The organism is uncultured Gimesia sp. (assembly GCF_937919775.1).
GTDB lineage: Bacteria > Planctomycetota > Planctomycetia > Planctomycetales > Planctomycetaceae > Gimesia.
Genome location: NZ_CALFPF010000816.1, coordinates 1 through 6,986, shown reverse-complemented (window position 1 = coordinate 6,986; position 6,986 = coordinate 1). Strand labels below are relative to the sequence as shown.

The following is a 6,986-nucleotide window of genomic DNA, read 5'->3' as shown; positions in this document are numbered from 1 at the left end:
CACCTTTACGGGAATTCGACTGCGATCCTACATCAAAGAAACCATCCGTGATGCCAACGGGCAGAATCTCACGTTTGACCGCAGTGACGTGGAAGCGATGGTCGAATCGCCGGTCTCCTTCATGCCTTCGGGTCTGGTTCACTCCTTAACTGACCGTGAATTAAAAGATTTGCTCGCCTTTCTGGAAAGCAGTACGCAGCAGAAATGACGCGGCTGTCTGCATACGGCGGGTCTCACCGACAGGACAGGGAGCGGAACAGAGTACGTTATTTTTATATGCACAACATTCATTGAATCTGGAAAAAAGACGGGATTCAATTGCCGACACACTTACGACAGAGGTATCATCGAATGAACTGCTTGCACGATTTATCGGAAACAGAATCCAACCAGGGAAACATCATGAAAACTTCGAACAGACTCCGAGCGACTGTTTTTGTCACTTTCAACATGCTCATCGCCAGCCTGTTTCCGCTTCTCCTGACTCAGTCAACAGCGGCTGATAAAACGGAAGCCCCTCCCTGGGCAGTCCTGAAACCGGCGTCCGATCAACGGCCTCTGCCGCAGACACAACCTTTAACTGATAACAGCGATCTCAGTGAAAAAACGATTGCCGGCATTGATCGATTTCTCTTGAAACAGATCGCACAAGCGGCCGTTGAACGCCCCAAACTCTGGAATCGTGATCTTTCTTCACCGGACGCCTATGTGAAATCGATCACCGGAAAACAGCAGGAACTGTCCGCGATTCTCGGTCTCACCGATCCACTTGTCGCCGGACGCATCTCCTACATTGGTGAATCAGCGGCTCAACCTTCCGATGAATTCACTATTTTTGAAGTCAGCTGGCCGACGCTGGATGATCTCAACGGCACCGGTCTGTTGCTGGTGCCCCAGGGTAAAATCCGGGGAGACATCATCGCCGTTCCGGAAGCCGACCAGTTGCCGGAAGATCTGGTCTCCGCTAAGAATCCCGCGGACGCTTATGCACAGCAGCTCGTGCGTTCCGGTTTTCGCGTGTTGATTCCGACTCTGATCAATCGTGAGAATAACGAATGGAAAATGAGTAATCGCGAGTGGGCGCATCGCCCTTCCTTCGAACTGGGTCGCACCCTGGCCGGTTACGAAACGCAGAAAATCATGGCGGGGGTCAGCATTTTGAAGCAGACCAGCGGCAATGACAATCGTCCCGTGGGTGTGATTGGCTGGGGTGAAGGGGGACGGCTGGCGTTATACGCTGCGGCCCTTGACCCGCGCATCGACAGTGCCGCCGTCTGCGGTTATTTCGGTTCGCGACAGCTTGTCTGGGAGGAACCCGCCGATCGAACCGTATTTGGTCTGCTCAATTCGTTCGGCGATGCGGAAATCGCCAGTCTGGTCGCGCCGCGGACTCTGATCATCGAAGCGGGAACCTGTCCGGAATACGGCTTTCGCACGACCGCCTCGGGCGAGTTGGAAGTCAAACAGGACGGTTATGTCGCTCTGAAAGGCAAACCGGGGCGATTACTGGTCCCCGATAAAGCAGAAGTCAAAACCGAATTCGCCCGGGCCCGCGAGTTTGTCGCTGCTCTGAAACCCAAGGCGCCCACACTGGAACTGGTGAAATCGGAAGTGCCCGTATCACAGACCACTCTCACGGCATTGATTCAAAGTCTGGACGCAGACGCGTTGCTTGCCCCCGCATCAAAACCGCTCGATCTCAAGTCACGTGATCAGGCCAGCCAGCGTCACGCGGATCAGCTGGCGGAAATCCTCAGGCACAATCAACGTCTGTTGCAACTGGCCTACGAAAGCCGCATCGAATTCATGAAGGACCTCAAAACAGATTCGCTGGAGAATTTCGAGAAATCGACCGAACCGTATCGCAAGATCTTTCGCGATGATGTCATCGGCGCATTTAACCTGGAACTCCTGCCCGACAATGCCCGGACGCGAAAATATCAGGAAGGTCCGAAAACGGTCAGCTACGAAGTCGAACTGGATGTGTTTCCCGATGTCACCGCGTATGGCATTCTGACGCTGCCCAAAGACATGAAACTTGACGGCTCGGAAAAACGCCCCGTGGTCGTCTGTCAGCACGGGCTGGAAGGACGTCCGCAGCACACGGTAGGCGAGCAAGGTTATCCCGCCTATAAATCATTCTCGACCCATCTGGCGGAACGGGGTTTCATCACGTTTGCACCCCAGAATCCGTACGTTCTGTTTGATCGCTTTCGCACGCTGCAATTCAAATCGCAGTCGATCGGCCGGACTCTGTTTTCCATCGCGGTCCCGCAGCATCAGCAGATCACCGACTGGCTCTCGAAGCAGCCGTTCGTCGATAAAACACGAATCGGTTTTTACGGAATTTCTTACGGCGGCAAGTCAGCCATGCGGATTCCCCCGCTGGTGAAAAACTATGCCCTGTCAATCTGCTCGGCTGATTTCGGGGAATGGGTCTGGAAAAACGCGGCCACCGACAAACGCTCGCTGCGTTACAGCTACGCGAATAAGGGGGAGTATGAAATCTTCGAATGGAATCTGGGCAGCACTTTCAACTATGCAGAGATGGCGGCTCTGATCTGCCCCCGTCCTTTCATGGTGGAACGCGGACACTTTGATGGCGTCGAACCCGATGACCGGGTTGCCCAGGAATATGCCAAGGTACAATTTCTCTACCAGGCACAACTGGGCATCGGCGACCGGGCCGAAATCGAATACATCAAAGGTCCGCATGCGATTCATGAGCAGGGTTCTTACGATTTCCTGCACAAACACCTCAACTGGCCCGCCCCGAAAGAAGCCGACTGAACTCAGACGAATTTCAGTTTTCGACAGTCAGAACATATACCTGCGTGGTATCAGGATCAGGAAACTTAACTCGTACCGCCAACGTTGTCTGGTCGGGTAACTGACTGCCCTGCTGAGCAGGCCAGATAACCGGTGCCAGATGACCGGACAGACAAGGGATCAGAAACCTGGACCATTCACGGCGTACAAAGCTGGTTTGATGGCAGAGTACAGTGTCTACTCCCGAAAGGTGAGACGGTACTTCTCGGTCTCCCATTCTCCCGCAGAATCACCCATGCTGGTTTGCATTCTGCCACTCTTCTGCTCTGATCAGTTTTCAATTGCAAAATCACATTACCCCCTGCCAATGTTATCAAGGCTGGATCTGTAAGAATTTTTTCAGATTTTCCTGATCCACTCCAGCAATGAAATACGGTTTATACACTGCAGGGTTGCAAAATCACATATCTCAATTTGAAGGATGTGATCTACAGAGCTTGTTTGTGGCGTCCAGCATTATCTATAGCAGGCTGTCCTCAGATACAAAACTGCTGCGCGATCTAAAGCCAATAAGGCTACAGCTATGAACAAGTCTATGTAGGTGAATCACAAGTTATCCCTTTACACTATACTTTTCACAAAAGGAACCGAACATGACCGCTCAACTTCACCTCGGACTCTACCCTCTCGCCGATGAATCGATGGATGTCACTCGTGAAACACCCGATGATACCATCGAACATCAAGCTGTCGCGGAATGGCGAACCACTGTCGAAGGGACCGCAGTTGCCTCGTATTATTACAACAATGTTCCCGTGTCCAAACCCTACCAGCTTCTGAACGACAGTAACAACAAACCCATCTGGGTCATTGAGGCCCTCTACACGTTTTCAGATGTTGCCTGGCGCTACGCCCACAACGGCGAAGTCATTCATGACTTTTGCGGTAAACGTGGCCAAATCGATTCCTCGTTCACCTGCAAGAAGGCAAATATCTTCCAACTAGTTCCGGCCCTTCGTGAAAAAGGGGGCACTAACGTCTGCTTTGTAAACAATGGTTGCTACAACCCCTGTCGTATTGAATATGGCATTGGAGGCCGCCTCATGGTGATTCCAAACGACAGAAGGGGTACATACAACGACAACAGCGGCTCATTCGATGTTAAGGTTACCGTCGTTAAACCATTGCCTTAACAGCAACTGTTCCACAACAGGGACACATGGTAAATGTAGACTCGGGATAACATATTAGTGAACCGGATTTGGCTCGCCATTTAGTTTCAAATCTGGGTTATTCGATTCATGATTTGTGAGGACGGTAAAGGGGGCATTCCCCGATACCGTCCGCTTAAATGGTTCTGTCAACTTACACTTGTTTCACTTGGTAGATGATGAAATCGACCTCATTTTTTCCTCTGCAACGATTGCAGCCGACGTCCGCCGATTTCTGCGATGAAGAGATTCCCTGCAGTATCGGCGGCCAGCATATGGGGCAGATCGTATTCTCCCAGACCGTTCCCTTTCTTGCCCCAGGAATTAACAACTTTGCCGGCCGGATTGAGTTGCAGGACCTTGTTCGCACGGCCGTCGGCTACAAACAGTGTCCCTTTAGAATCATATTCCATGCCATAAGGAGCAAAACCGGGCCAGACTTCCAGCAGTTTCCCGTCCGTGTCGAAGACCTGCACGCGGTCATTCTCCCGGTCGCCGACCAGCACGCGGCCTTTATCATCAATGATGATCGAGTGCGGCAAATTGAACTGCCCCGGCTCTTTCCCCGGTTCTCCCCATTGGCCGAGATATTTTCCGTTGGCGGCAAACTTCAGCACACGACTGTTGCCGTATCCATCTGAAATATAAATTTCGTCGTGACTGCCAAACGCGATATCCGTCGGTTTGTTGAACTGGTCGTCGCCGGTACCAGGCTTATCTGTTTGCCCCAGCGCCAGCAGCAACTTTCCCTCGGGACTGAATTGGAACACCATGTGATGCCCGATATCGGTGACCCAGATCGTGTCATGTCGATCAACGCGCAAGCCGTGTGCCTGACCGATCAGGTTGTCCCCCCACGAACGGATGAATTTCCCGTTCCGATCAAAACAGAGAATCGGCTGCTTACCGCGATGGAAGAGGTACATCCGGCCCCGGCTGTCAAAATCCACGGCCGAACAGGGACCCAGCGTGAGACCTTCCGGGAGTTGAATCGCACTGGCGACCGGTTCAAAATCGATTGGCTCACCGGCAAGGGAGCCTTCCGCCGCAAGTATCAAAATAGTGATCGCGAAAACGAATACGCGATGAGTGTAATGCTGGTTCATACGAGACTCTCCTGTGAGGCTTTAGATCGACCGCTGGTGTCGGACAAGACCGATTTATGTTTCGATCAAATCAGTGTACGCCGTTTTCATCCGACTGTCGAGACTATGCCCCAGAACACTCGTCTATGTACTGAGCGAAGAAATGAACTCGCTACCAATTATGAGTGCGGATCAGTAGACGCGTTCCAGTTAACGATCGATGCCGACCAGTTTCGCAGCGAGTACCATCTCAATCGCCAGTAGCCGTAGCTGATTGACACCTGAGCAAGAACTGAAACTCCCATCAGTGCTACGCGAAACGGAAACACGTGCGGCAAAGACGGCATACTGTCCCGGTTCGCATACCGCAGCGCCGCAGCGGAAGTCAGCGTTAAAGCCTGAGACGGCGACGCATGGGCTGTGAGAAAACCGGGCAGTCCGTCGTTTTTGTCTTTCGCAAAGTCGAGGACATCATCGATGATCTGGCAGAGCATCACGATCCGGTAAAGCGTTTCGAGATCATCGTCGCGGTATGTCGCCTGGATTCCGTCTTCGATTGTCATGTCGTCCAGAGCTGTTGCAGCAACCATTCCCAGCGACAGTCGGATGACTGATTCCCGATATGCTTGAGCTTTTCCATGCAGCCGATCGTCACCACCGGGTAAGGAGCGTCGCATCTCAAGATGACGTAAACGGCACACATATTCGTTAACTACCGTGCCAGTTTGAGCAGACTTGAGCAATCGCCGTGTTGCCTGGTATTCCTGAAGTGAGAAATCCTTGCTGTCGTAAAAGTCATTCGCACACGCGCCAAAGTCGAGTAGTGCCGCCAGAGTCTGTAATTTCTGTGACGACATACGCCGCGAAAACCGCAACACGTGGACGGTATCGAATGCCATCAGACAGAGGACGCGTAGCGGAGTTCTCGGGCGAACGGAAACGAACAATGGCATCCCGCGCAAAAAACTAATCATGGCGACCAGGCTCGCCGCGAGACGGCCGAACGGTGGCTTGATCCTTTCAGTATCACAGTTGATCGAAAAAATCATGAGCTTGTATTTTCATCCCAATTCATGTCAGACGTAACACAGAACCACTTCGCGCGGACACCGCCAGCGAATCGGCACCAGGTCACTGATGCCGCGACTCACGACCAGACGCGTTGCGCCAAATTGATGGCTGAGGTAGTTATACGGGTAGAAAACGGCACCCGGAAATAAGCGGTCGCGGAATTCGAAAGCAACAAACTGGCAGCCGTGCAGGTGTCCGGCGAGAACCAGATCATAGCCGGCGTGTCGCGTCGTTTTCCAGATCCGCGGGTTGTGCGCGCAGAGCACACGCACGTCACCGGTTGGCCGGGTAGCAAAGTCGGGACCGCATACGGAAATCACACGAGAATTGTGCCGGACGTCGACGCTGCCATTCTGAATCCAGGCACCGCCGCCATTCTGAACCGCGTCACATACCTGGCTCGTGCCGACGCGGCTGTCGTGGTTTCCACCGACCGCCAGCACTGGCGCGAATCTGGCAAGCTGTTTGACCAGCGCACGCAGGCTATCCAGTTCGGATGAGCTATCAATCAAATCGCCGCCGAGGAGCACCGCATTCGCAGCGCAGCGGCATACGGCGTCAATCACCTGTTTCGCGATGTGGCCGGATCTGCCGCCGCGCAGATGGATATCGCTCACATACGCCAGACGACAAGCGTCGGGACACGACGAAAGCCGTTCCTCACGAACAAGCAACGGCGCATTGAAACCAATTTCCAGCGGACCGGCGTGCAAATCCTCTTCTCCTGACTGAATTTGGAAAACGGATTCAGTAAATACTTTCAGGCACAGATGAAGCTCGCGCCGCATCCGTTCTCAAATCTACGACCACACGAGGTTTCTCTTTACACGTTCATCAATCGCTGAAGAGA

The 6,986-nt window shown here is 52.9% G+C and carries 6 protein-coding genes; 3 read left to right on the top strand and 3 right to left on the bottom strand.

All coding sequences use genetic code 11. The features are described 5' to 3' along the window. The 3 genes from Q0294_RS23270 to Q0294_RS23260 form a co-directional block, all read left to right on the top strand. Positions 1-208, top strand: a 208-nt coding sequence (locus Q0294_RS23270; protein ID WP_299470258.1) for a hypothetical protein, incomplete at its 5' end; no start/stop codon positions are given. Positions 209-402: 194 nt separating this feature from the next. Continuing rightward, positions 403-2,790: a dienelactone hydrolase family protein gene (locus Q0294_RS23265; RefSeq protein ID WP_299470257.1), complete on the top strand. Its 2,388-nt coding sequence runs from the start codon at positions 403-405 to the stop codon at positions 2,788-2,790. Between the two features lie 632 nt (positions 2,791-3,422). Continuing rightward, complete coding sequence (locus tag Q0294_RS23260) at positions 3,423-3,962, top strand: LecA/PA-IL family lectin (protein WP_299470256.1); 540 nt, start codon at positions 3,423-3,425, stop codon at positions 3,960-3,962. A gap of 209 nt (positions 3,963-4,171) precedes the next feature. Here Q0294_RS23260 and Q0294_RS23255 read toward each other — a convergent pair whose 3' ends face one another. The 3 genes from Q0294_RS23255 to Q0294_RS23245 form a co-directional block, all read right to left on the bottom strand. Further along, entirely contained in the window at positions 4,172-5,086 is a 915-nt protein-coding gene (locus Q0294_RS23255; RefSeq protein WP_299470255.1) for a peptidyl-alpha-hydroxyglycine alpha-amidating lyase family protein, read from the bottom strand. A gap of 158 nt (positions 5,087-5,244) precedes the next feature. After that, positions 5,245-6,114, bottom strand: coding sequence for a hypothetical protein (locus Q0294_RS23250; protein WP_299470254.1), 870 nt, complete (start codon positions 6,112-6,114; stop codon positions 5,245-5,247). 27 nt (positions 6,115-6,141) lie between these two features. Continuing rightward, positions 6,142-6,849 carry a metallophosphoesterase gene (locus Q0294_RS23245; protein WP_299470253.1) on the bottom strand — a complete coding sequence of 236 codons (708 nt, stop codon included), beginning with the start codon at positions 6,847-6,849 and terminating at the stop codon, positions 6,142-6,144. Positions 6,850-6,986: the final 137 nt, after the last annotated feature.